This is a genomic window from Streptomyces sp. NPDC056061 (assembly GCF_042266885.1).
Taxonomy (GTDB): Bacteria; Actinomycetota; Actinomycetes; order Streptomycetales; family Streptomycetaceae; genus Streptomyces.
Map to the genome: position 1 here is coordinate 99,054 of NZ_JBHJWQ010000016.1, position 22,398 is coordinate 121,451.

The window sequence follows — 22,398 nt, forward strand, 5'->3', positions numbered from 1 at the left end:
AGCTTCGACCTGATGGGTTAGCTTTGTCAATGTCGGCTGTCGACGTCCGGAGCTGCGCACATGCCACGTGAAACGCCTTACTTGCAGGTGGCCGATGCCCTGCGCGCACGCATCAAAGCGGGTGAATGGAAGGTCGGCGACAAGCTGCCCTCACGCGCACGGCTCGGCGAGGAATACGGCGTGGGCCAGTCCGTCGCGCAACGTGCGATGGAGCGGCTCATCATCGAGGGTCTCCTCGAAGGACGGGCCGGATCCGGCACCTACGTCAGCCGCCCGCGCGAGCGCCTGCGCATGGTCCGCTCCCGGCAGGGCGAGGGCTGCGGCGGCAGTCCGTTCCGCGCGGACATGGAGAAGCAGGGGCGCGACGGCAGGTGGGAGTCCAGCAGCGCGGCGCGGACGGCGGCCCCTGACCGCATCGCCGAGCGGCTCGCCATCCGGCCCGGCGACATGTGCGTGGTCACGAACTACGAGTACCTCGCCGACGGGCTGCCGGTGCAGCTCTCGCGCTCGTGGGAGCCGATGGCCATCACCGACGGCACCCCGATCGTCCTGCCGGAGATGGGCCCGCACGCCGGTGCCGGTGTGATCGAACGGATGCGGTCGATCGGGGTCGATGTCGCCAACGCCGTCGAGGTGCTGCGCCCGGCCCGCGCCTCGCAGGAGCAGGCCAACCTCCTCGGGATCGGCGTCGGTGACCTGGTCATGGTGGTGGAGCGCACGTACTACGACGCCGACGGGAGACCGGTCGAGACCGCCGACATCATCGTGCCCGACATCAGGTGGGAGATCGCCTACGAGATCGACATCGACCCGGCGGGCACCTGATCGCGGTCACGATCGCCGACGCGCTTCCCGGCGCACGGCGTTCGCCCGGCCCCGAGGCCCCGCTCGCGGGCCCCGCGCGGCGGCCCGTTCCCGGTAGGCGCTCCCGAGCCGGGCGCGGACGCCCGGCCGGTGCGGTCACGGCCGTTCGTCGTACGGAACGAGGCGGCGCTGCTCCCGGCACGGGGCGCACGTGTACCGGGCATGGCCCGGCCCCGAGCCCTGTTCGATGATCTCGATCAGCACCGCGGTCCCGGACGGCCCCTCGTGCCAGTGACACCAGCAGGTGCCCGCGCCCTCCGGCGGCACCGGACGCACGCTCATCGCCGTCCACCCCCGCACCGGTCGCACCGGCAGGCCGGGAATCCCGCCGTCGGTTCCACCGACGTGGCCGGGACGACCGCGCTCTTCGGGCGGACGACACGCGTCCGCCCGTACCGGTCGACCTCGTACACCTTGATCGTCATCGACATGCCGGCCTCTGGTCCTTCCAGGCGGAATCACCGTGGATCTTCTGTGCCGACACCGTAGGGACGCGGTAGAACGTCGGCAGGTACGCGCATTGCGTGCCCTGTTGCGGGGAGACCTCGGTGGACAGAGGGCGCATCGGCCGCCGCGTCGCCCATTGGCGAGAGCGTCGCGGCTTCACACAAGCGGACTTCGGTCGCCTGATGGGGCGGACTCGCAGGTGGGTGCAGGACTTGGAGGGCGGGCAGCGCCAACAGGACCCGCGCATATCCGTGCTGGTGCGTGCGGTCGACGTCCTGCGCATCCCGTTGGAGCAACTCCTGGCGGACGGCCCGCCCGAGCGGCTTCACAAGTACGGGGCCGCGACCGCTGCGCAGGCCGCTGTCGTGGCCGACCGCGCCCTCGCCGCGGCGGAGCGCTCCGGGGACCCGGTGGCCATCGGGGCCGCCTCCCGGCGGGTCGCGAAGTCTCTCGCACAACAGCAACAGCCGGAGACCGCCGCCGAGTTCGCGGTAGCCGCAGCACGGCGGTTGCACGACGACCTGGCCGGGGCCGGCCCACTGGGATTGTCCACGCTCGGGATGTTGTACCTTTCGGCTGCGGTGGCCACTTCAGCGCTGAACCGCACGCCGGACCGGGTACGGACCGCCGTGCGGTACGTGGACCAGGCGGCCGAGATCGCCGACCGGCAGGGGGCCGACCTCAACGCGGACTGGACGTCCTTCGGGCCGACGAACACGGCCCTGCACCGGATCGATGTCCTTGCCCGATTCGAGGACGGCTGGTCAGCACTGAGCCTCCGCCAACTTGAAATCACAGGCCAAAGGGCTGGTGTGACCGGCTCTCGGAATGCTCACACTGGTCGGGGGCGGCTGTCTGCGGAGTAGATCATCCGTCAAGCTGTGTTTTCGGCGGCACTCGGAGCGGGTTTGCTTACCGCGGCAGGTGAGCCTCGTCTGCCCGGCCGAAGATGTCTCTGCACGTTGGGGACGGCACCGACTCGCGGGCGGCGAGCACGGTGAGCGTATGACGCACTTCCGTGCCCAGCCGAAAGAGCTGAAGACTGGTCTGGCCGCCCTTATAGGCGTACAAGCGGAAAACCTTGACTGCAACGTCGTCGCGGTCGTCAGCGAAGGTGTCTGGGAGGCCAGCGAGTAGTTCGAAGTCTTGCTTGCCGGTCGCCGCGTCGGCCACGACGCTGAGGGGCAGGGTCTCGAACTCTGAAGCGGACAAGGAAGTGTCCACCGCGACAGCGTGAGCGGCCAAGGACGCGAAGACCTCCATGAGCCGTTCCCCCACCGCCACGTCAATGCCCCGAGAGTGCAGCCGCTCTCGGCGGCGTTCCTGACGCCATGGCTCCTGGTCCAGCAGTGGCAGCAGGGCGCGACCCAGGTACGCGCAGCGACTCCACAGCATGTCGTGGTCCGAGGTCATGATCGATCCTTTTTGCAGCAGTTGGAGGGCTTGCCGCCCGAGCGGCGCAGGCCTTCCAACGTCCCACTACACGCAGGCTGGGTACAGGACGGGGCCGGACGTTGTCTCAGCGGTTGACTTCGAGGTTCGTCAGGACGAGCAGGGCGCGCAGGAGGTGGGTAGCGCGGGCGGGATCGGTGCGGAGCTTGGTGAGGATCCGCCAGTTCTTGAGGTGGGCGAAGCCGTGCTCGACCGGTGCGCGTCCGACGGCGAGGACGCGGTTGGCGGTCTTCTGGCCGACGGTGAGCTTGTGGGTGCGGGTGGCGTGGAAGCCGGTGACGATCACAGGGTCGAGTACGTCGTTGTCCAGGCCGCGAAAGCCCAGGTCCGCCAGGGCCCCGAGGCCGGCGGCGCGCAGGTGGGCCAGGATGTGATCGTGGCGGGCGGCGGTGTTGTCGTGGGTGCGGCCGGGCCGGGCGGCGGATATCCAGATCAGCCGGCCCCGCTCGTCGGTCAGGGCGAGGAAGTGCAGGCCGTGGCTGCGGTGTTTGCCGGAGTAGTTTCGTCGGTCGGCCTTGCCGGTGCGGCGCCGGGTGCGGATGAGGGTGCCGTCGATCAAGACCAGCTCCCCGCCCTGCTTGGCAACCTTCTTCAGAGCGCGGTCCAGGCGCGGCGCCTGGGCGGCGAGCAGTCCGATCAGCTCGTCGCGCCAGCGGCGGACGCTGGACTCGGACACGTCGTTGCCGCCGGCCATGTCGGCCAACCGCTGGTCGTGGCGCAGTACGGCCAGGACGATCACCGCGATCTTCCCCGGCGGCAGGATCCGCCATCGGGACCGGATCGCCTTCAGATGGCGCCTGAGCAGATCAGCGAGGTGGTTGACGGCGCGCGTGGACAGTGGCAAACGGCACTGGTAGACAAGCGAGCAGGTGTCCTCGGGGAGCTTTTTGATTTTCGTCACACAATCCCAACGGGCGCCGGGGGCAACCCGGTTACGCCCGTTCGGAGCCACTCCTAGCTCCGGCGCTCCTGGTCACAGGCGGGTGGTGAACCGGCCGTCGGGCAGTTTGCGCAGCCAGCCGCGGTCGACGAGTCTGACCAGCTTCCCTCGCAGCGGCTCCAGCTTGGACCGCACGCTGACATCGATTCCCAGGGCGTCGCCGACCTGCCGGGCCATGACCGGTCCGGCCGCCTGCCGCACGGTGGCCAGGATGCGCTGATAGTCCGGCGGGAGCAAGGTCTCCTCCATGTCCGGCGTTCGGTGCGGGATCAGCATCACCGCTCGTCCGCCCACCTGCCCGGGCGCCGGCGCAGCCGAGGCGCGTTCGTTGGCGAGCTGTTCGCTCACCCGCTCAAGGACCCGCTCCGCGACGGCGAGCTCGTCCCGCTCGGCCCGCACCTCCGCCAACTCCTTGACGAGCAGTTCCTCACGTTCGTCCAGCTCCGCACGCCGCGCGGTGATCCGTTCCAACAGCTCGGGGTCCATGCCTCGAATGGTAGAAGGCCGCCTGACCCCAGCGAGTAGGAATCAGCGAACCGTCCAGCTCTGGCAAACGATCTACTGCGCAGACTGCCGCCGACGACCAGCACGAGCACCCCGAGGACCAATCACACCAGTCCTCTGACCTGCGACTTCAATTTGGCGCAAGCTCACTGGATGCCGCCGAGGGGCTCGACGGGAGTGCGGTCTGCGGCCTCGCGAACGAGCGACGGGCCCAGCACCTCATCACGATGGCACGCGCTCAGCTGCTGGCACGGCGCAAGGAGTCCGCTGCCGAATCGCTGATCGAAGCGGTCCGACTGGCGCCGGAAGAGGTCATCGGCCGCCGGTCCACGGTCGATCTGGTGGCTGACGTCGTTGCCGTGACCCCGGTACCCGGCTCGGGCTTGCGCCGCTTGGCCGTGCGATGTGGACTCCCCGCATGACGAAGCGAGTTCTCTACCTCATCGCCTGCGCGGCCGGGCCGACCCAGTACATCGACGTGGGCGTCCGGCAGGCGCAGGCCCACGGCTGGGACACCTGCCTCGTCCTGACCCCGTCCGCCGCCCGGTGGTGGGAACCGCGTCTCGGTGAACTGGAGGAGCTGACCGGCCACCGGGTTCGGTCGCAGTACAAGCTGCCCGGGGAACGGGACGTGCTGCCGAATGCGGATGCCATGCTCGTTGCCCCGCTGTCCTGCACCAGCCTGAACAAGTGGGGCAACGGAATAGCGGACACGGTCGCGCTGGGCCTGGTCTCCGAGGGGGTGCACCTCGGTGTGCCGGTGGTGGCCATGCCGTACTTCAACCGGGCGCAGGCCGCGCAGCCTGCCGTGGCCCGGAGCGTCGCGGACCTGCGGGAGCAGGGTGTGCTGTACCTCGACGGCCCGCAGGGGTACGAGTCCCACCCGCCCAAGCGGGGAAACCCCGGGGAGTACCCGTGGTGCGCCGCGCTGGACGCGGTAGAGACGCTGGTCGAAGGGCCGTCGCCCGATCCTGACCCTGACTGTCCAACGGAGTGACGAGCTGATCGCTGACGGTGGCCGGGTGCTCGCGGCCGCCCAGGTCGTGTGCCGCAGCGGGCACAGGCGGATGCGGAGGTCGCGGCGGCAGTAAGGTCCCCCCCGGCCGGCCGACGGGAGCGGCCAGCCGGGGTGGATCAGGGGCGCTATGTCGGCACCAGCGACCGCAGGCGTGCGGTACGGCGCCTCACCCGTTCGAAGAACGCGTCGATTGCGCGGAGCGGGTTACCTGCGGGCGGGGATGTTCCGGCGGGTCCCGTCGCCGAAGGCGCGGCCAGGTGCACAGGGCCGATGCCCCAGCCGAATCACGTGGCGGGGGACATCGGTTCACAGCAAGCCGCCCCGCTCTCCCGAAGTGGAGGGCGGGGCGGCTTGTACACCACCAGCGCGCCCACCCGGCACGACAGCCGGGCTGCTCACCTGCCTGCCAACGCCCCGACGAGCGAACAGCCGGACCGCTATGAAGATCAGAAGGTGATGATGTAGACCGGGCTGTCATGGGGGTGCTCCTGGTGCACCACCGGGCATGACGTCTTCTGCTTGCTGTCCTCGGTCTTGATCTGAATCCCGCAGAAGGGCGACTCGTCCCAGTCGAGCTCGTTGATGTAGCTGAGCACGGGGATGTTGTCCCCCTTGTGGTCGTTCTTGGTGTCAGCGCTGGCCCCGCCGATGCCGGCGAAGAGGATCCCGCAGGTGGCCACGGCCACCGCTGCGATCTTCTGGACGTTCCTCACTATGTTCTCCTTCGCTGCTCTGCCCCAGATCGGGCAGACTCCGTAGAGAACGATGCGTAAAAGGGACCAGAGCATAACGTCATCCGTCCTTTGAGCACTCGTACGGCCGCACAAATCACCAGGCTCCTGGCCTACTACCTGTGGGCGGGAATGTTTGCGCCTGGCTGCCGGGATCACCCAGCAGACCGTGGGGGAGCGCACCGGCATGGACCGGGCCACATACCACCGCGTCGAAGGGGTACGCAGTGGCCCTCATCTCCGGCGCGCTCGGTGTGCCGCAGTCCGGGTGTGTCAATTCAACGGCTGATCTTGGTTGTTGAGTTGGTCAGTGGTCGGTGGGGGTCAGGCGGCCCTCGAAGGCGACCTGGAAAGCGTTCAAGGGCGCCTTCCAGCGCTCGCGGTGAAGTGACCGAAGGCGCGACGCTGCCTCCCACATGACGATGTGGAAGGTGCACTCGGCGCGGTGGAGCAGGTCTTGGCGGCGCATACGGGCCCGCATTGCAGCGTCGATGTCGCGTGGCGACTGGTGAAGCGCGGCGAATCCGTTGAAGACGCAGCGGGCGTAGTCCGGCGTCTGAAGTATCCCGACGACCACGGAGTTCTGCCACGCTCGCTCACCGGCTCCTTGGGGCCGAAGTTCGCGAGCAGCTCACGCGGAACAGTGACCGCGCTCTCCTTGGCGGTGAGATTATCGAGCTGGTCCAGTTCATCGGTGTCGGTGTCGGTGTCGGTGACGCGGTCGCCTTGGACGACGTATCGATCGGTACCAGGGATCTCGTACAGGGTCGGGCAGCCGTCGTTACCGGAGTTGGTGCCGACCTTGCGTAGGTGCCGGGTCATGCTGGCCTCCTGAGGTAGGTGATGGGCGCGCACCGTAACCAGCGTGTTGGCGGTGGAGACCGCGGCCCGGGTGCAGGAGGCGATCACCGCGCACGCCGCGGCGACCGGGCAGTCCCGGTACGAGGTCGAGGAGGCGCTGAAGCGGGCCGTCCGGCACCCGGCCGAGGACGACGACGGCTGAGCCCGAACACACGAATTCGCCCCTGCCCGGCGTCGGCCGGGCAGGGGCGGAATGAGGCAGAAGCCCCGCACCCGCGGGGACCGGTCACTGCGGCCAAGTCGTCGGCCGTGTAGTCGGGACCATCCCCGCGCGGGGACCATCTCCGCTCTGTGGAGCCGGCAGTCGGGCAAGGGACCACCCCCGCGTGCGCGAGGTCCATACTTCCTGACCAGGGACGTTACCCGGCCAGTACGACGTTTTTCATCAGGCTTCCGCAGAACCCGCACGGCGAGACGCCCCGCCGCTCGGTGAGGGACGGCGGGGTGGGGCAGCCGTCGGGGGCCCCGAGCGGTGTGAGCTGGACTGCACGTGCCGTGTTAAAGAGTGGTGCCCGGCGGTGAGGCACCGGGCACCGGTTTCGGACGACGGGCGAACAGCCCGCGTCGGTGAGGTCTACCTGCCAAAGAGCGCAGGCGTGATCGCGGCGTTGGCTGTGGCAGGCTGGAACTTCTTGTTGCCCGCGAAGTGCGCCTCGTACCCGCTGCCGAGACCCGGCCCCCACACGCCAAGGGGATCGGTCATGTGCCCTCCGCTGTTGAGGGTTGCGACGCCGTCGGAGCCCGTCGACGTGCTCCCGATCACCTTGCCGCCCGTCATCCTGAAGGTGATTGTGGCGCCCTGGATCGGCTGACCGTCGGGGTCGAGAAGAGTTGCCCTGAAGGTGGCCTTCGCTCCGACAACGGCGCCAGAGACGTCATCGGCGGAGAGCTGGGGAAGCACTTTCGTCTGATCCCCGTCCGCGACCGGGGGCTGGGGCGGGTACGGGTAGTACCCCTGCGGCGGGTACGGGTAGTACCCCTGCGGGGACTGGGGCGGGTAGTAGCCCTGCGGGGGCTGGGGCGGGTACGGGTAGTAGCCCTGCGGGGGCGGCGGCGGGGGGTAGTAGCCCTGCGGGGGCTGCGGCGGTGGCGCGATGGGAGTGGACATGAGCGTCTCCTAGTAGGGAGAAGGTCGGACTGGATCCCCCCTCCAGCACATTCGCACAGTCCCGTAAATGCCGCAGGTAGCCAGCTCATTCAGCGTGGCCACTGATCGGGTGATGGGATCGGTTTTCACGACCAACGAGGCTTCCGTGCGGCGGGACCAGGCCCGCTCCGGTGCTTGACGGGCCCCACTGGGCTACCGGAGTGGGAGTCTCAGCACGGCAAAAGGACCCCGCCGTCCGATCACCGGGCGGCGGGGCGTGGGGTCAGCCATCGTGGCGAACGCCTTGAGGTCCCACGGCGGCGCGCGCAGTGCGGGGAACAGCGGCCTTGTGCGTCGCGGGGGCGGTGGCAGCGGGAGCAGCGGCGCGCGGCGCGGGAAGGCATGCCGGTTCTCCAGGTCAGGGGGTTTCGAGGGTGGCGATACGGGCCGCGAGCTCGGCGAGGATGCCCTGGACGGTGGTGGCGGTGCCAGACTCGTTGCTTCCGTCGCGGCCGCCCTGCACCCACCGGACCTGGTAGGTGATGGTGCCGTCTTTCCACTCACGCTTCCTGACGGTCGCCATGGCAGGACGATAGGTCCGATTCGAGGGGGTGTTGGGCCGCGGTTGGGCCGTGACGTGACAAGAGATCAGCCCCTGACCTGTTTCCCAAGTCAGGGGCTGATCATTCAGGGTGAGTAACGGGACTCGAACCCGCGACATCCTGGACCACAACCAGGTGCTCTACCATCTGAGCTATACCCACCATGCCCGGTCGTTTCCGACCGGCCGAGAAAAAGTGTACAGGGTCCGGGAGGGTGCTCGCGCCACCATTGTTCAGCTGCCGGTCCGAGCCTCCGAAAGGCCCATGACCAGTGGCTTCACCGAGGCGCGGGCCGTGTCCGCGGGGACCTGCCCCCACCGGCCCCGGATGCGTGCGGGGCCGGTGGGGTTACGGGACGAGCCCTTACGGGGCGGGCGGCGCGACGCGTGCCGCGACGGCCTTTGCCTGCTCCGAGTCCGGACCGGGCTGCGGGACGAAGATCGCCTCGCGGTAGTAGCGCAGCTCCGTGATGGAGTCGCGGATGTCCGCGAGGGCCCGGTGGTTGCCGTTCTTCTCCGGACTGTTGAAGTAGGCCCTCGGGTACCAGCGGCGTGCCAGTTCCTTGATCGAGGACACATCGACGATCCGGTAGTGGAGGAAGCCCTCCAGCGCGGCCATGTCCCGTGCCAGGAATCCGCGGTCGGTGGAGACCGAGTTTCCGCAGAGCGGGGCTTTGCCGGCTTCCTTCACGTGCTCGCGGACATAGGCGAGCACCTGGGCCTCGGCGTCGGCCAGGGTGGTGCCCCGGGCCAGCTCGTCGAGGAGGCCCGAGGCGGTGTGCATCCGGCGCACCACCTCGGGCATCGTCTCCAGGGCCGCGTCCGGCGGGCGGATCACGATGTCCACCCCTTCGCCGAGCACGTTCAGCTCCGAGTCGGTGACCAGCGCGGCCACCTCGATGAGTGCGTCTTCCGTCAGCGAGAGCCCGGTCATCTCGCAGTCGATCCACACCATGCGGTCGTTCATGGCCCCACCCTACGGGGCGCTCCGTTGACCCGGCAGGGTCGGGCGGCCTGCCGCGTACGCGTCGGGTCCCGGCTTCCCGTGCTCCGGCTGTCCCGCCCCGATCGCCGACGACGCCACGGCGTGCGCGGGCGGCGGGACGGAGACGGTGGTGGCGCGTCGGCCGACCGGGCCCGCCTGGGCGGGCACGACCGTCTCGACGACGTCACCGATGTCCGGGCCACCGCCCTGAGGGCGACGGGCCCGGTACGCAGCCCGGTACGCGGCGGGGGAGGAGCCCAGCTGGCGCCGGAAGTGTCCGCGCAGCGCGACCGGCGAGCGGAAGCCGCAACGGCCCGCGACCTCGTCGACCGAGTACTCGGACGTCTCCAGCAGTCGCTGCGCCTGCAGCACCCGCTGCGTGATCAGCCACTGGAGCGGCGCACTGCCGGTGAGCGAACGGAACCTGCGGTCGAAGGTCCGCCTGCTCATGTAGGCGCGCGCGGCCAGCGTCTCCACGTCGAACTGCTCGTGAAGGTGCTCCAGAGCCCAGGCCACGACCTCGGCGAGCGGGTCGGAGCCGATCTCCTCGGGTAAAGACCTGTCGAGGTAGCGCTCCTGGCCGCCACTGCGCCGCGGCGGCACGACCAGCCGTCGGGCCAGTGCCCCGGCGGCCTCCGTGCCGTGGTCCGTGCGGACTATGTGCAGGCAGAGGTCGATCCCGGCCGCGGTCCCGGCCGAGGTGAGCACGTCGCCGTCGTCGACGAAGAGTTCACGCGGATCGACGTGCACCGACGGGTAGCGCTTGGCCAGCGTCGGTGCGTACATCCAGTGGGTGGTCGCCGGGCGGCCGTCCAGCAGCCCGGCCGCGGCGAGTACGAACGCCCCGGTGCACAGCCCGACGATGCGGGCCCCCTCCTCGTGTGCACGACGCAGCGCGTCCAGCGCCTCGGTGGGCGGTGGGGAGGTGATCGAGCGCCAGGCGGGCACCACCACGGTGCCGGCCCTGCTGATCGCCTCCAGCCCGTACGGCGTGGTGAGTTCGAGTCCCCCTGTGGTCCGCAGCGGTCCCTCCTCCCCGCCGCAGACGAGAAGTCGGTAGCGCGGAACTCCCGCGTCCTGTCGGTCGATTCCGAACACGGAGAGCGGGATCGAGCTCTCGAAGATGGGGCCACCGCTGAACAGCAGCACGGCGACGATTTCGCGTCGTCGTCGGCCGCTGAGCTTCCGTACAGCCTCCGTTGCGGTGGCGGAGTCCTGGCTCATGACGCTAAGCCCCCCTCGGTGTTCGCGTCTTTCTGGTCCTTGCGGGCCTGTCGCTCCTGCACGTTTCCCCTCGGTCCTGCACGAGTCCCCGGTCCTCGATACCCAAGATCGAATCTACTGCGTCCCGCGGTGCCGGAGTGACAAGTTCACCAACCGGCGTTATGTCGACAAGGCAACTTGGCGGGAAGCATTCGATCACGAAGCGTTTCACTCGACGGCCGTGCAGGGAAGTGGGCCTCGCCTTGATGGCCCGTCCCTGTCGGGTGGAATCGTACCGCGCGGTCTCTTCCTTCCTGGTGGCAAGGGGGTTGATCGGCCATTTCAACAAGGAACCGACAGGGGTATGAAGTTGGCTGAAAATAGATGGTTGTGCGTACGTGATTCGGTCAGTTGACCGGCGCACAACCTTGTCGGCCGACTGCTTCTTTGCGCCCCCCGCGGCAGGTCGGCGTCGAATCGGGCGGTATGTCGGAGCGGTGTCGGCGGGTGATCGGATTCCGATCGAAGGGCCGGTATCGGTCCGTGGCTGCGTGGCGTCCCCGGGTGCGACCGATGGGGCGGGATGGGCGACGTGTGTTCGAGAGGCGGATCGTCGTCCGGATGCCCGGTCGACGGCGGTGATCCGCAATCCTGGCGGAGTCGGGGATTCCGGGGTGGCGGCGGGGTGACGGACACGAACCCGTCCGTCACCGAGCGGAGCGGTCCGGGTCGGCCGTCGTCGTTGTACGCGGCAACCGGCATTGCCATCCGGGTCCGCCTCGGGCATGCTCCGTGAAACGTCGCGCGTGCTTTGCACGGGTCTGGGCAGTGGAGGAATGGCGCCGTACCCTTGGGGGTAAGGGGTTGGGAAGATGATTCCCGGACACCGCCACACCGCCCGCTGACGCACCTTCCCCAAGTCGCTCTCCTCACGAGGACTCTCTTCGCCGAGACACCGATGGCCGGTCACGAAATCCCCGAACCCGCCGACCGCAAGCAGGTGGCCGACGCCATGTCGGACCCGCAGGCGGTCGAAGAAACACGTCATTCCTGCGATCCCGCCTTTCGGCACGGTGTCGTCGTCGGCTTCGACGGCTCGACCTCCAGCGAGCGTGCCCTCGCCTACGCCATCGGCATGGCCCGTAGATCGGGTTCCGGCCTGATCATCGTCCATGTCGCCAACCGGCTGCCGACCACCGTCTGGGCAGGCTGCGAGCCGCCCGTCTTCGTCGACGTGCCCGACCACCGCACCGAGGTGCTCGGTCTGGAGCTCGCCTGCGCCGACTACCTCTCCGAGGTCCCGTGGGTGCTCGTCGAACGCGGCGGGGACATCTGCCACGAGTTGGAGGAGGTCGGCCGGGAGTACTCGGCGGACGCCATCGTCGTGGGCTCCACGCACGGTGTGGTCGGCCGCATCTTCGGCTCGGTGGCGGGGCGCCTCGCGCGCCGCGCCCAGCGCCCGGTCGTCGTCATCCCCTGAACGGTCCCCGTCCCGGCCGTTCTCGTTCCTGCTCCTGCTCCCGCTGCCGGCCCGCTCGCGGGCGGGCCGTACGGCTCGTCCGATGCGGCTCGCCGGATGAGATGAGCTCGATGTGGCGTCAACTCGTCTGCGGAATCCGTCGCTCCGTCGATTCGGAGCACCGATGCGCCCGCGAGCGAAGCGCGCATAGCGGTCAACTGGCGGCAGGGCGGGCGCGTGTGAGGGAGGTGCGGCACGGGCGACGGAGTGCCCGCGCCACCCGCGAGCGTCCCCGGTGCGGCTGTCCGGGCCCCGTCGCCGGGTTCCGTCGACGTTCGGTATCGGTCATCCCGCAGCCGTGCGCGAGGCCGGTTAGGGACGCCGCGGAGGCCGACCGGCGCGCGCCGACACGGGCACGTCCCGGCGCGGGGAGTTCGGTTCGGAGCCGCCGGTACGGATGACGGGGGCACGGGAACGGCCCCGTACCCCCTCCCGTGACGGGACGGGCGGGCACGGGGCCGTTGCGGGGCTCCTGGTGGAGCGGGTGGGCCGCCCGGAGCGGGCGGGCGGCCCGGGTGGCGCCACTACTCGACGGTGACCGACTTCGCCAGGTTGCGCGGCTTGTCGATGTCCCGGCCCATGGCCAGCGCCGTGTGGTACGCGAAGAGCTGGAGCGGGATGCCCATCAGGATCGGGTCCAGCTCGTTCTCGTTCTTCGGCACGACGATGGTGTGGTCGGCCTTGTCCTGCACCTGGTGGGCGACGGCGAGGATGCGGCCGCTGCGGGCCTTGATCTCCTCCATCGCGGCACGGTTCTTCTCCAGCAGGTCGTCGTCCGGCACGATCGCGACCGTCGGCATCGCGGGCTCGATCAGCGCCAGCGGTCCGTGCTTCAGCTCGGACGCCGGGTACGCCTCCGCGTGGATGTACGAGACCTCCTTGAGCTTCAGCGACGCCTCGCGGGCGACGGGGTACCCGCGCACCCGGCCGATGAACATCATCGACCTGGCGTCCGCGTACTCGGCGGCCAGCCGCTTGATCTCGTCCTCGTTCGCCAGGATCTCGTCGATCTGGGCGGGCAGCCTGCGCAGCCCCTCGATGATCCGCTTGCCGTCCGCGACCGACAGGTCCCGGATCCGGCCCAGGTGCAGGGCGAGCAGCGCGAACGCGACGACCGTGTTGGTGAAGCACTTGGTGGAGACGACACAGACCTCGGGGCCGGCGTGCACGTACGTGCCGCCGTCGGCCTCCCGGGCGATCGCGGAGCCCACCACGTTGACGACGCCGAGCACCCGGGCGCCCTTGCGCTTGAGTTCCTGGACGGCGGCCAGCACGTCGTACGTCTCACCGGACTGGGAGACCGCGACGTACAGCGTGTCCGGGTCGACGACCGGGTTGCGGTAGCGGAACTCGGAGGCGGGCTCGGCGTCCGCGGGGATGCGGGCCAGCTCCTCGATCAGCTGCGCGCCGATCTGGCCCGCGTGGTACGAGGTGCCGCAGCCAAGGATCTTGATCCGGCGGACCCCGCGGGCCTCGCGGGCGTCCAGGTTGAGGCCGCCCAGGTGCACGGTGGCGAACCGGTCGTCGATCCGGCCGCGCAGCACCCGGTCGACGGCCTCGGCCTGCTCGCAGATCTCCTTGTGCATGTACGTGTCGTGGCCGCCCATGTCGTACGACTCGGCCTCCCACTCCACGGTGGTCGGGGTGGCCGTCGTGGACGAACCCTCCGTCGTGTACGTACGGAAGTCGTCGGCCTTCAGGGTGGCCATCTCGCCGTCGTCGAGGGTGACGACCTGGCGGGTGTGGGCGACCAGCGCGGCGACGTCCGAGGCGACGAACATCTCCTTCTCGCCGATGCCGAGCACGACCGGCGAGCCGTTGCGGGCGACCACGATCCGGTCGTTGAAGTCGGCGTGCAGCACGGCGATCCCGTACGTGCCCTCGACCGCGCGCAGCGCCTCGCGGACCTTCTCCTCCAGCGTCTCGGCCTGGGCGCGGGCGATCAGGTGGACCAGCACCTCGGTGTCGGTCTCGGAGAGGAAGACGACGCCGTCGGCGACGAGCTTCGCACGGAGCTCGGAGGCGTTGTCGATGATGCCGTTGTGGACGACGGCGACCTTGTTGTCGGCGTCCAGGTGGGGGTGCGCGTTCTCGTCGCTCGGGGCGCCGTGGGTGGCCCAGCGGGTGTGCGCGATGCCGGTGGTGCCGCTGAAACGCTTGGGGACGCGGGCCTCCAGCTCGCGGACTCGGCCCTTCGCCTTGACCGACTTCAGGACGGCGGGCTTCCCGGCCGGTGCCTTGCCGGTGATGACGATGCCCGCGGAGTCGTACCCCCGGTACTCCAGCCGCTGCAGCCCCTCCAGCAGCAGCGGGGCCACATCACGCTTTCCGATATATCCGACGATTCCGCACATAGAGTCTCTGCCCCTCCATCGATGAACCTGTAGTGCCCGACGCCCGACGCCGAACGCTCAATGCCTGCTGCCCGCTGCCTGCTGCCCGGGCCCGATGCCGGTGGCCCGGCCGTGGGTGGTCCGGTCAGCCGTAGACGATGCGGCGCAACTGGCGGAGCGAGAGCTCCGGCGGTGCGACCGCCCGGTGCGGCAGTTCGGCGGCGATCCGCTCGAAGATCTCCGCGTTCACCAGGCCGCCGGACTGCAGTTCCCGGTGGCGGCGGCGGACGAAGTCGTCGGTCGTCTCGTCGAAGTACGCCAGCACGTCGAGCACCACCCGGGCGGCCTCGCCGCGCTGGAGCGCGGTGCTGCGCACCAGGTGGTCGATGAGGTCGTCGTGCGACGGACGGCGTTCGAGCACCCGTCGATACTGCGGCGGTCGGAGCGCTTACGCAACAATTCTGCCCGATATCGGGCAGGGGATGGTGTGATCACGGTCTCGGACGCCCTGGAACGCGTACCGGGGGGAGGGGCTCCCGGACCCCTCCGGAAGCGCTCCGGAAGGGGCCCGGGAAGCGCTCCACGGGGCCAGGGAAGGGGCCAGGGGGGTTCCGGGGCGGTCAGAGGCGCCTCAGGACGGCTTGCTTGGCGGCGGTGAACTCGTCATCGGTGAGCACTCCCGTCCGATGCAGTTCACCGAGCTCCCGGAGGCGTCGCAGCAGCACGTCGTGGTCGTCGGCCGGAGGGGCGTCCGCGCCGGGCGCGGGGGAGGGCGCCGGGGCCGGGAGCTCCGCGGGGCTCGCGTCCGTCGCGCCGTCGCCGTCACCCGCGTCGGCCTCCGGTCCGCCCGGCAGCCGGACCAGGACCGCGGCCGCGACCAGCACCGCCGTGTACTCCTTCTTGGACAGTCCCCACAGGTCCAGCGCGTACAGGTCGTACTCGGCCGCCGTGGCCGGGGCCGAACTCCGGCCCGGGATGCCCCGGACGAAGCGCAGATGGCCGTTCTCCAGGCCGATGGCGGGCATCCAGTGCACCTCGGTCACCTCCGACACCGGGAAGGTGACCGGGCCACCGGAGCTCTTGACCTCCTTGGCCTTCCAGTTCCAGGTGAGACGGATGGTCTTCCCGTCGAACGAGGCGGTGCCGTCCCCGCCGCCGCCGGCGACCGGCACCGCGGGCCCCGGCAGCAGGAAGCCGTCCGTGGGCCCGGACGGCACCCGCTCGACCAGCAGGGCGTTGCGTACCTCGTCGACGAAGTACTCCGCCACCCCGGTGCGGTCCTTCTCCACGGCCAGCTGGTACGGATCGGCGGCGTCCTTGAGCCGGCCGTTCGCGGCGCGCAGGATCGGGCAGGCGCCGTCGCGCAGCCGCAGGCGGAGGCTGCCGCCCTTGCGGCGCGGTTCGAAGGCGATGCCCGCCAGGGCGTGGAGCGGGACGACACGCTCTCCCAGTTCCTGGCGGAGCGGATGCACCCCCTTCTCCCGGCCGGGCACGATCCGCACCGCCTCGCCGTCGAAGGTCCATGTCCCGTCGCGCTGGATTATTTCCGCCATGCGACGGATTCTCTCAGGCGCCGCACGAGGTTGTGGTCTACACCTTGACTGTATGTGGAGCCGACGATACGCATGGTGATGGTTCGGTTCGGTCAGGACATCCAGCAGGTGCGACCCCGTCGAAAGGGACCTGGCTCGTGAGACTGCATGTGGGACTGCACGGAACACGGCGAACACGGCGAACACGGCGAACACGGCGAACGCGGTGGACATGGTGGGCTCGACGGTCTCCCCGGTGGGCCCGTCGGGGGGACGGGATCCGCCGGGCCCGGCGGATACGCCGGACACCGAGCGGCATCCGGCGCGCCGTGCTTCCCCGCCTCCTCGGCTCGCTGCTGCTCGTCACGGCGGCCGGTGTCTCCGGCGTCGGCGCGGCGCAGGCCCGAGCGGCGGCGGACGGCCGCCCGGCCACCACCGGCACCTCGCCGCGCCCGCTCGGCGGGACGGTGCCCGCCCCCGCCCGGGTGAAGCCCGCCGGATCCCCGTACTCCCTCACCGCCGACACCGCGATCCGGGTCGAGGGCGACTCCGGCGAGGCCCGGCGGATCGGCGACTACCTGGCGGGCCTGCTGCGCCCGTCCACCGGCCACCCGCTGCCGGTCACCGGCCGCGGCGGCGACGGCATCCGACTCCGGCTCGACCCCCAGGACCGCGGATCGGGTGCCGAGGGCTACACCCTGAGGTCGAACCCCGAATCCGTCACCATCACCGCGCGCACCCCGGCCGGACTCTTCCATGGTGTCCAGACGCTGCGTCAGCTGCTTCCGGCCCGGGTGGAGGAGAGGAGCCGTCAGAAGGGCCCGTGGCAGGTCGCGGGCGGCACGATCGAGGACGCGCCCCGCTACGCGTACCGGGGCGCCATGCTGGACGTGTCCCGGCACTTCTTCTCCGTCGCCGAGGTCAAGCGCTACATCGACCAGTTGGCCCTGTACAAGCTGAACACGCTCCACCTGCACCTCTCCGACGACCAGGGCTGGCGGATCGCCATCGACTCCTGGCCGCGGCTCGCCACGTACGGCGGAAGCACGGAGGTCGGCGGCGGACCGGGCGGCCACTACACGAAGGCCGACTACCAGGAGATCGTCCGCTACGCCTCGTCCCGCTACCTGGAGGTCGTTCCGGAGATCGACCTGCCGGGCCACACCAACGCCGCACTCGCCTCGTACGCGGAGCTGAACTGCGACGGCGCCGCGCCGCCGCTCTACACCGGCATCGAAGTCGGCTTCAGCTCGCTGTGCGTCCCGAAGTCCGTCACGTACGACTTCGTGGACGACGTGATCCGCGAGCTGGCCGCGCTCACCCCCGGCAGGTACCTCCACATCGGGGGCGACGAGGCGCACTCCACCAGTCACGACGACTACGTGAGCTTCATGAACAAGGCGCAGGCCGTCGTCGGCAGGTACGGCAAGACCGTGATCGGCTGGCACCAGCTGACCGGGGCGACGCCGGTCGCGGGCGCGGTCGCCCAGTACTGGGGCTACGACCGGACCGGCGCCGCCGAACGCGAGCAGGTGGCGGACGCCGCGGCGAAGGGCACGAAACTCGTGCTGTCCCCGGCGGACCGCAGCTACCTCGACATGAAGTACGACAAGGACACGGAACTGGGCCTGTCCTGGGCCGGTTACGTCTCCGTCCGGCGCAGCTACGACTGGGACCCGGCGGCGTACCTGGACGGCGTCCCGGAGCGGTCCGTCCTCGGCGTGGAGGCGGCGCTCTGGTCGGAGACGCTGACGGACAGCGACGAGATCGAGCAGATGGCGTTCCCGAGGCTGCCCGGGGTGGCAGAGCTAGGCTGGTCGCCCGCGTCGACGCACGACTGGGACACGTACAAGGCGCGGCTGGGTGCGCAGGGGCCGAGGTTCTCGGCGCTGGGCATCGACTACCACCGGGCGCCGGAGGTCCCCTGGGCGACGGAATGAGGTGAACGGTGCCGGTCCGGGCGTTCCGGGACCGGCAGCCGCGGTTCGGCGGCGGGCGTTGCGCGGGCCCGCCGCCGCGGCCGTCACGTCAGGCCGGCAGTCCCAGCTCCCGCGCGATCAGCATGCGCTGGACCTCGCTGGTGCCCTCGCCGATCTCCAGGATCTTGGAGTCGCGCCACATCCGGGCCACCGGGTACTCGTTCATGAAGCCGTAGCCGCCGTGGATCTGGGTGGCCTCGCGGGCGTTGTCCACCGCGACCGTCGACGAGTACAGCTTCGCGATCGCCGCCTCCTTCTTGAAGGGCTCGCCCGCCACCAGGCGGGACGCCGCGTCGCGCCAGCCGATGCGGGCCATGTGGGCGCGCATCTCCATGTCCGCGATCTTGAACTGGATGGCCTGGTTGGTGCCGATCGGCCTGCCGAAGGCGCGGCGCTCACCGGCGTACTTCACCGACTCGTCCACACAGCCCTGCGCCAGGCCCGTGGCCAGGGCGGCGATGGCGATCCGGCCCTCGTCGAGGATGCGCAGGAACTGCGCGTAGCCCCGGCCCTCCTCGCCCAGCAGGTTCTCCAGCGGGACGCGGACATCGCTGAAGGACAGCTCACGGGTGTCGGAGGCGTTCCAGCCGACCTTGGAGTACGGGGCGGCGACGGTGAATCCGGGGGTGCCCGACGGGACGATGATCGAGGAGATGAGCGGGGCGCCGTTCTCCTTGTGGCCGGTCACCGCCGTGACCGTGACCAGGTCGGTGATGTCGGTGCCGGAGTTGGTGATGAAGCACTTGGCACCGTTGATCACCCACTCGCCGGTGGCCTCGTCGCGCACCGCCGTCGTGCGGGTGCCGCCCGCGTCCGAGCCGGCCTCCGGTTCGGTGAGGCCGAACGCGCCGAGCGCCTCGCCCGAGCAGAGCCGCGGCAGCCACTTCCGCTTCTGCTCCTCCGTGCCGAAACGGAAGACGGGCATCGCGCCGAGCGACACCCCGGCCTCCAGGGTGATCGCCACGGACGAGTCGACCCGGGCCAGCTCCTCCAGGGCGATCCCGAGGGCGAGGTAGTCCCCGCCCATGCCGCCGTATTCCTCCGGGAACGGCAGCCCGAACAGGCCCATCCGTCCCATCTCCCGCACGATCTCGTACGGGAACTCATGGCGCTCGTAGAAGTCGCCGATCTTCGGGGCGATCACATCGTGCGCGAACTCCTCGACGGTGCGGCGCAGTTCCTCGTGCTCGGCGGTCAGCCGGTGGTCCAGGGACATGGCAGGTGTCACTCCTTGTGGGGACGGGTGGTTACCGCACCGAGAGCGCGCGGACGGTACGGGACGGGCTGGGTCGGCCCAGGTGTTCGGCGAGCCACACGCTGGTGGCGGTGAGCGCGTCGAGGTCGACCCCGGTTTCGATGCCGAGGCCGTCGAGCATCCACACGAGGTCTTCGGTGGCGAGGTTCCCGGTGGCGCTCTTCGCGTACGGGCAGCCGCCGAGGCCGCCCGCCGAGGCGTCCACCGTGGTCACTCCGTGCTGGAGCGCGGCGAGGGTGTTGGACAGGGCCTGGCCGTACGTGTCGTGGAAGTGCACCCCGATCGTGTCGGTGCGCACGCCCTCCTCGTTCAGTTCGGAGAGCAGGGTCTGCACGTGGCCGGGGGTGGCGACGCCGATCGTGTCGCCGAGGGACAGCTCGTCGCAGCCGAGGTCCATCAGTGCCTTGGCGACCCGGACGACCTGGTGGACGGGGACGGGCCCCTCCCACGGGTCGCCGAAGCACATCGACAGGTAGCCGCGGACGTGCACCTTGTCGGACTTGGCCCGGGCGACGACCGGTTCGAACATGGCGAGCGACTCGGCGACCGTGCGGTTGAGGTTGCGGGCGGCGAACGTCTCGGTCGCGGAGCCGAACACGGCGATGCGGCGGGCGCCGAGCGCCAGGGCCCGGTCCAGTCCGCGCTCGTTCGGCACGAGGACCGGCAGGGCGACGCCCCCGATGTCCGCGAGGCGGGGGAACAGGTCCTCGGCGTCGGCGAGTTGGGGCACCCACTTGGGGTGCACGAAGCTGGTCGCCTCGACGGTGGTCAGGCCGGCCGCGGCGAGCCGGTGGATGAACTCCGCCTTCACCTCGGTCGGCACGACGGACTTCTCGTTCTGGAGACCGTCGCGGGCACCCACCTCGTGGATGCGCACCCGGGGCGGCAGGTCCTGGACGGGCACGGTCATCGGCAGGGTGCGGGGTGTCATGCGTCCTCCCCGGGAGTCGCGGCGGAAACGGCGGGCGCGTCCGTGGTGGTTCCGCCGGGGGCGGGGGCGGCGTCCTCGGACGGGGCCACGACGGCGAGGACCTGGTCCATGGCGACCGTGGCACCGGCGGTGACGTCGAGTTCGGTAACGGTCCCGGCGTGCGGGGCGGAGATGACGTGCTCCATCTTCATCGCCTCGACGACGAGCAGGCTCTGGCCGGCCGCGACCTCGTCGCCGACCGCCACCTTGACCACCGTGACCGTGCCCGGCATCGGCGCGGCGAGGGTGTCCGCGCCGGAGCGGGCGGCCCCGGCCAGCGACGCCTCCACCGGGTCGTGGTCCTGGACGTGCCAGGTGTCGCCGTCCCGGCCCAGCCAGATCCCGTCCGGGGACGCGGCATGGGTGAACGTGTGGGTGACGCCGCCGAGTTCGAGGACGATGCGGCGCCCGGTCAGCTCGACCGTGCGCGCCGTCTCCGGGCCGCCGGGCGTCGGGGCCGACGGCCCGCAGGCGCCGGTCGCGGGCTCCGGCGGACGGCCGCTCTCCCCGACGAGGCCGAAGGCGAGCTCGGCGCCCGTCGCGCGGGCGCGCCGCGATACCCGCACCGGCTCGTGGCCGGGCAGCCGGAAGTGGTGCACGGTCGGGGCCGGGGTGCCGCCGAGGCGCCAGCCGCTCGCCACCGAGAACGGGTCCACCCAGGCCGCGGCGGCAGAGCGGGGCCCGGGGGCCGACGGTACGTCCTGCCGCAGCAGCGCCGCCGCGGCGTACACCTCCTGCGGCACGCCCTCGGGCACCAGCCCGTCGACCTCGCGTTCCACCAGCCCGGTGTCGAGCTCGCCCGCCGCCACCGCGGGGTGGGCGAGCAACCGACGCAGGAAGCCCGCGTTGGTCGGGACGCCGAGGATCGCCGTGTCCGCGAGCGCGGCGCGCAGCCGGCGCAGCGCGGCGACCCGGTCGGGGCCGTACGCGATGACCTTGGACAGCATCGGGTCGTACAGGCTGCCGACCTCGCCGCCCGCGACGAGCCCGGAGTCCGTGCGCACGCCGTCGCCCTGCGGTTCGTGCAGGGCGAGCACGGTGCCGCCGGACGGCAGGAAGCCGCGCGAGGGGTCCTCGGCGCAGATCCGGGCCTCGATCGCGTGCCCGGTGAGCGTGATGTCCGCCTGCTCGTGCGCCAGCCGTTCGCCCGCCGCGACCCGCAGCTGCCACTCGACCAGGTCCAGGCCGGTGATCAGCTCGGTGACCGGGTGCTCGACCTGGAGGCGGGTGTTCATCTCCATGAAGTAGTACGAGGCGGGGTCGTTGCCCGGGACGATGAACTCCACGGTGCCCGCGCCGACGTAGCCGCAGGAGCGGGCCGCCTGGACGGCCGCCTCGCCCATCGCCGCCCGGGTCTCCTCGTCGAGCAGGACCGACGGCGCCTCCTCGATGATCTTCTGGTGGCGGCGCTGGAGCGAGCACTCGCGCTCGCCGAGGTGGACCACGTTTCCGTGGGTGTCGGCCAGCACCTGGATCTCGATGTGCCGGGGCCGGTCGATCCACCGCTCCACGAGCAGGGTGTCGTCGCCGAACGAGGCCCGCGCCTCGCGCCGGGCGGCGGCGATCTCGTCCGCGAGCAGCGCCGCGTCGCGCACCAGCCGCATGCCCTTGCCGCCGCCGCCCGCCGAGGGCTTCAGCAGCACCGGGGTGCCGATCTCCCGGGCCGCGTCGACGAGTTGGTCATCGGTGAGCCCGGTCCCCGAGGAGCCCGGCACCACCGGGACCCCGGCCGCCGAGACGGTTTCCTTGGCCCGGATCTTGTCGCCCATCAGCGCGATGGCGTCGGCGGGCGGGCCGATGAAGGCAAGCCCCGCCTCCGCGCAGGACCGGGCGAAGCCGGCGTTCTCGGCGAGGAAGCCGTAGCCGGGGTGGACGGCCTGCGCGCCGGTGCGGCGGGCCGCGTCCAGCAGTGCGGGCACGTTCAGATAGCTGAGCGCGGCGGGCGCGGGACCGATCCGTACCGCCGTGTCGGCCTCGCGCACGTGCCGGGCGTCCGCGTCCGCGTCGCTGAACACGGCGACCGAGCGGACGCCGAGCTCCCGCAGCGTGCGGATGACCCGTACCGCGATCTCGCCCCGGTTGGCGACGAGAACGGTGTCGAACATCGTCATCTGTTC

Annotated in this window: 24 protein-coding genes and 1 tRNA gene; 8 read left to right on the forward strand and 17 right to left on the reverse strand. The window is 70.6% G+C overall.

Features of this window, described 5'->3' with window-relative positions; genetic code table 11:
• Positions 1–60: 60 nt before the first annotated feature.
• Entirely contained in the window at positions 61–825 is a 765-nt protein-coding gene (locus ACFC79_RS22540) for a GntR family transcriptional regulator (protein ID WP_376242757.1), read from the forward strand.
• Between the two features lie 135 nt (positions 826–960).
• On the opposite strand, the gene ACFC79_RS22545 is transcribed toward ACFC79_RS22540, so the two are convergent.
• Entirely contained in the window at positions 961–1,146 is a 186-nt protein-coding gene (locus ACFC79_RS22545; RefSeq protein WP_376242759.1) for a hypothetical protein, read from the reverse strand.
• A gap of 266 nt (positions 1,147–1,412) precedes the next feature.
• On the opposite strand from ACFC79_RS22545, the gene ACFC79_RS22550 reads away from it, so the two are divergent.
• Positions 1,413–2,177, forward strand: coding sequence for a helix-turn-helix domain-containing protein (locus ACFC79_RS22550; protein ID WP_376242760.1), 765 nt, complete (start codon positions 1,413–1,415; stop codon positions 2,175–2,177).
• Positions 2,178–2,223: 46 nt separating this feature from the next.
• On the opposite strand, the gene ACFC79_RS22555 is transcribed toward ACFC79_RS22550, so the two are convergent.
• From ACFC79_RS22555 to ACFC79_RS22565, 3 genes are all read right to left on the reverse strand, one after another.
• A complete protein-coding gene (locus ACFC79_RS22555) occupies positions 2,224–2,724 on the reverse strand; it encodes a hypothetical protein (RefSeq protein WP_376242762.1) in 501 nt (166 codons plus the stop codon).
• 106 nt (positions 2,725–2,830) lie between these two features.
• Positions 2,831–3,664: a transposase family protein gene (locus ACFC79_RS22560; RefSeq protein ID WP_376242764.1), complete on the reverse strand. Its 834-nt coding sequence runs from the start codon at positions 3,662–3,664 to the stop codon at positions 2,831–2,833.
• A gap of 72 nt (positions 3,665–3,736) precedes the next feature.
• Positions 3,737–4,189, reverse strand: coding sequence for a hypothetical protein (locus ACFC79_RS22565; RefSeq protein ID WP_376242766.1), 453 nt, complete (start codon positions 4,187–4,189; stop codon positions 3,737–3,739).
• Positions 4,190–4,434: 245 nt separating this feature from the next.
• Here ACFC79_RS22565 and ACFC79_RS22570 point away from each other — a divergent pair, with 245 nt between their 5' ends.
• Both ACFC79_RS22570 and ACFC79_RS22575 read left to right on the forward strand, forming a co-directional pair.
• Positions 4,435–4,629 carry a hypothetical protein gene (locus ACFC79_RS22570; protein WP_376242768.1) on the forward strand — a complete coding sequence of 65 codons (195 nt, stop codon included), beginning with the start codon at positions 4,435–4,437 and terminating at the stop codon, positions 4,627–4,629.
• Complete coding sequence (locus tag ACFC79_RS22575) at positions 4,626–5,204, forward strand: flavoprotein (protein ID WP_376242770.1); 579 nt, start codon at positions 4,626–4,628, stop codon at positions 5,202–5,204. The genes ACFC79_RS22570 and ACFC79_RS22575 overlap by 4 nt, the downstream gene beginning before the upstream one ends.
• 467 nt (positions 5,205–5,671) lie before the next feature.
• On the opposite strand, the gene ACFC79_RS22580 is transcribed toward ACFC79_RS22575, so the two are convergent.
• Complete coding sequence (locus ACFC79_RS22580) at positions 5,672–6,013, reverse strand: hypothetical protein (protein ID WP_376242772.1); 342 nt, start codon at positions 6,011–6,013, stop codon at positions 5,672–5,674.
• A gap of 79 nt (positions 6,014–6,092) precedes the next feature.
• Here ACFC79_RS22580 and ACFC79_RS22585 point away from each other — a divergent pair, with 79 nt between their 5' ends.
• Complete coding sequence (locus ACFC79_RS22585; RefSeq protein WP_376242774.1) at positions 6,093–6,245, forward strand: helix-turn-helix domain-containing protein; 153 nt, start codon at positions 6,093–6,095, stop codon at positions 6,243–6,245.
• An 18-nt stretch (positions 6,246–6,263) separates the two neighbouring features.
• On the opposite strand, the gene ACFC79_RS22590 is transcribed toward ACFC79_RS22585, so the two are convergent.
• Positions 6,264–6,533 carry a Scr1 family TA system antitoxin-like transcriptional regulator gene (locus ACFC79_RS22590; RefSeq protein ID WP_376242776.1) on the reverse strand — a complete coding sequence of 90 codons (270 nt, stop codon included), beginning with the start codon at positions 6,531–6,533 and terminating at the stop codon, positions 6,264–6,266.
• A 288-nt stretch (positions 6,534–6,821) separates the two neighbouring features.
• On the opposite strand from ACFC79_RS22590, the gene ACFC79_RS22595 reads away from it, so the two are divergent.
• A complete protein-coding gene (locus ACFC79_RS22595) occupies positions 6,822–6,959 on the forward strand; it encodes a hypothetical protein (protein WP_376242778.1) in 138 nt (45 codons plus the stop codon).
• 432 nt (positions 6,960–7,391) lie between these two features.
• On the opposite strand, the gene ACFC79_RS22600 is transcribed toward ACFC79_RS22595, so the two are convergent.
• The 5 genes from ACFC79_RS22600 to ACFC79_RS22620 form a co-directional block, all read right to left on the reverse strand.
• Entirely contained in the window at positions 7,392–7,925 is a 534-nt protein-coding gene (locus ACFC79_RS22600) for an Ig-like domain-containing protein (RefSeq protein ID WP_376242780.1), read from the reverse strand.
• 397 nt (positions 7,926–8,322) lie between these two features.
• Positions 8,323–8,487: a hypothetical protein gene (locus ACFC79_RS22605; protein WP_376242782.1), complete on the reverse strand. Its 165-nt coding sequence runs from the start codon at positions 8,485–8,487 to the stop codon at positions 8,323–8,325.
• A gap of 108 nt (positions 8,488–8,595) precedes the next feature.
• A tRNA-His gene (locus ACFC79_RS22610) sits at positions 8,596–8,668 on the reverse strand.
• A 201-nt stretch (positions 8,669–8,869) separates the two neighbouring features.
• Entirely contained in the window at positions 8,870–9,472 is a 603-nt protein-coding gene (orn, locus tag ACFC79_RS22615) for an oligoribonuclease (protein ID WP_376242783.1), read from the reverse strand.
• A gap of 9 nt (positions 9,473–9,481) precedes the next feature.
• Positions 9,482–10,714: a helix-turn-helix domain-containing protein gene (locus tag ACFC79_RS22620; protein WP_376242785.1), complete on the reverse strand. Its 1,233-nt coding sequence runs from the start codon at positions 10,712–10,714 to the stop codon at positions 9,482–9,484.
• Positions 10,715–11,651: 937 nt separating this feature from the next.
• Here ACFC79_RS22620 and ACFC79_RS22625 point away from each other — a divergent pair.
• Complete coding sequence (locus ACFC79_RS22625; protein WP_376242786.1) at positions 11,652–12,173, forward strand: universal stress protein; 522 nt, start codon at positions 11,652–11,654, stop codon at positions 12,171–12,173.
• 563 nt (positions 12,174–12,736) lie between these two features.
• On the opposite strand, the gene glmS is transcribed toward ACFC79_RS22625, so the two are convergent.
• The 3 genes from glmS to ACFC79_RS22640 form a co-directional block, all read right to left on the reverse strand.
• Positions 12,737–14,566, reverse strand: a complete 1,830-nt coding sequence (gene glmS, locus ACFC79_RS22630) for a glutamine--fructose-6-phosphate transaminase (isomerizing) (protein WP_376242788.1) — start codon at positions 14,564–14,566, stop codon at positions 12,737–12,739.
• A 124-nt stretch (positions 14,567–14,690) separates the two neighbouring features.
• Positions 14,691–14,966, reverse strand: coding sequence for a hypothetical protein (locus ACFC79_RS22635; protein WP_073783215.1), 276 nt, complete (start codon positions 14,964–14,966; stop codon positions 14,691–14,693).
• Between the two features lie 199 nt (positions 14,967–15,165).
• Complete coding sequence (locus tag ACFC79_RS22640; protein WP_376242790.1) at positions 15,166–16,098, reverse strand: DUF4429 domain-containing protein; 933 nt, start codon at positions 16,096–16,098, stop codon at positions 15,166–15,168.
• A gap of 308 nt (positions 16,099–16,406) precedes the next feature.
• Between ACFC79_RS22640 and ACFC79_RS22645 the strand changes: the two genes are divergently transcribed.
• A complete protein-coding gene (locus tag ACFC79_RS22645) occupies positions 16,407–18,017 on the forward strand; it encodes a beta-N-acetylhexosaminidase (RefSeq protein WP_376242792.1) in 1,611 nt (536 codons plus the stop codon).
• Between the two features lie 88 nt (positions 18,018–18,105).
• On the opposite strand, the gene ACFC79_RS22650 is transcribed toward ACFC79_RS22645, so the two are convergent.
• The 3 genes from ACFC79_RS22650 to ACFC79_RS22660 are packed head-to-tail and all read right to left on the reverse strand — an operon-like array spanning position 18,106 to position 22,386.
• Positions 18,106–19,272 (reverse strand): acyl-CoA dehydrogenase family protein, encoded by a 1,167-nt coding sequence (locus ACFC79_RS22650; RefSeq protein ID WP_376242794.1) that lies wholly within the window; start codon positions 19,270–19,272, stop codon positions 18,106–18,108.
• Positions 19,273–19,303: 31 nt separating this feature from the next.
• A complete protein-coding gene (locus ACFC79_RS22655; protein ID WP_376242796.1) occupies positions 19,304–20,242 on the reverse strand; it encodes a hydroxymethylglutaryl-CoA lyase in 939 nt (312 codons plus the stop codon).
• Positions 20,239–22,386, reverse strand: coding sequence for an acetyl-CoA carboxylase biotin carboxylase subunit (locus ACFC79_RS22660; RefSeq protein ID WP_376242907.1), 2,148 nt, complete (start codon positions 22,384–22,386; stop codon positions 20,239–20,241). Before ACFC79_RS22660 ends, ACFC79_RS22655 begins: the two co-directional genes overlap by 4 nt.
• Positions 22,387–22,398 lie beyond the last annotated feature (12 nt).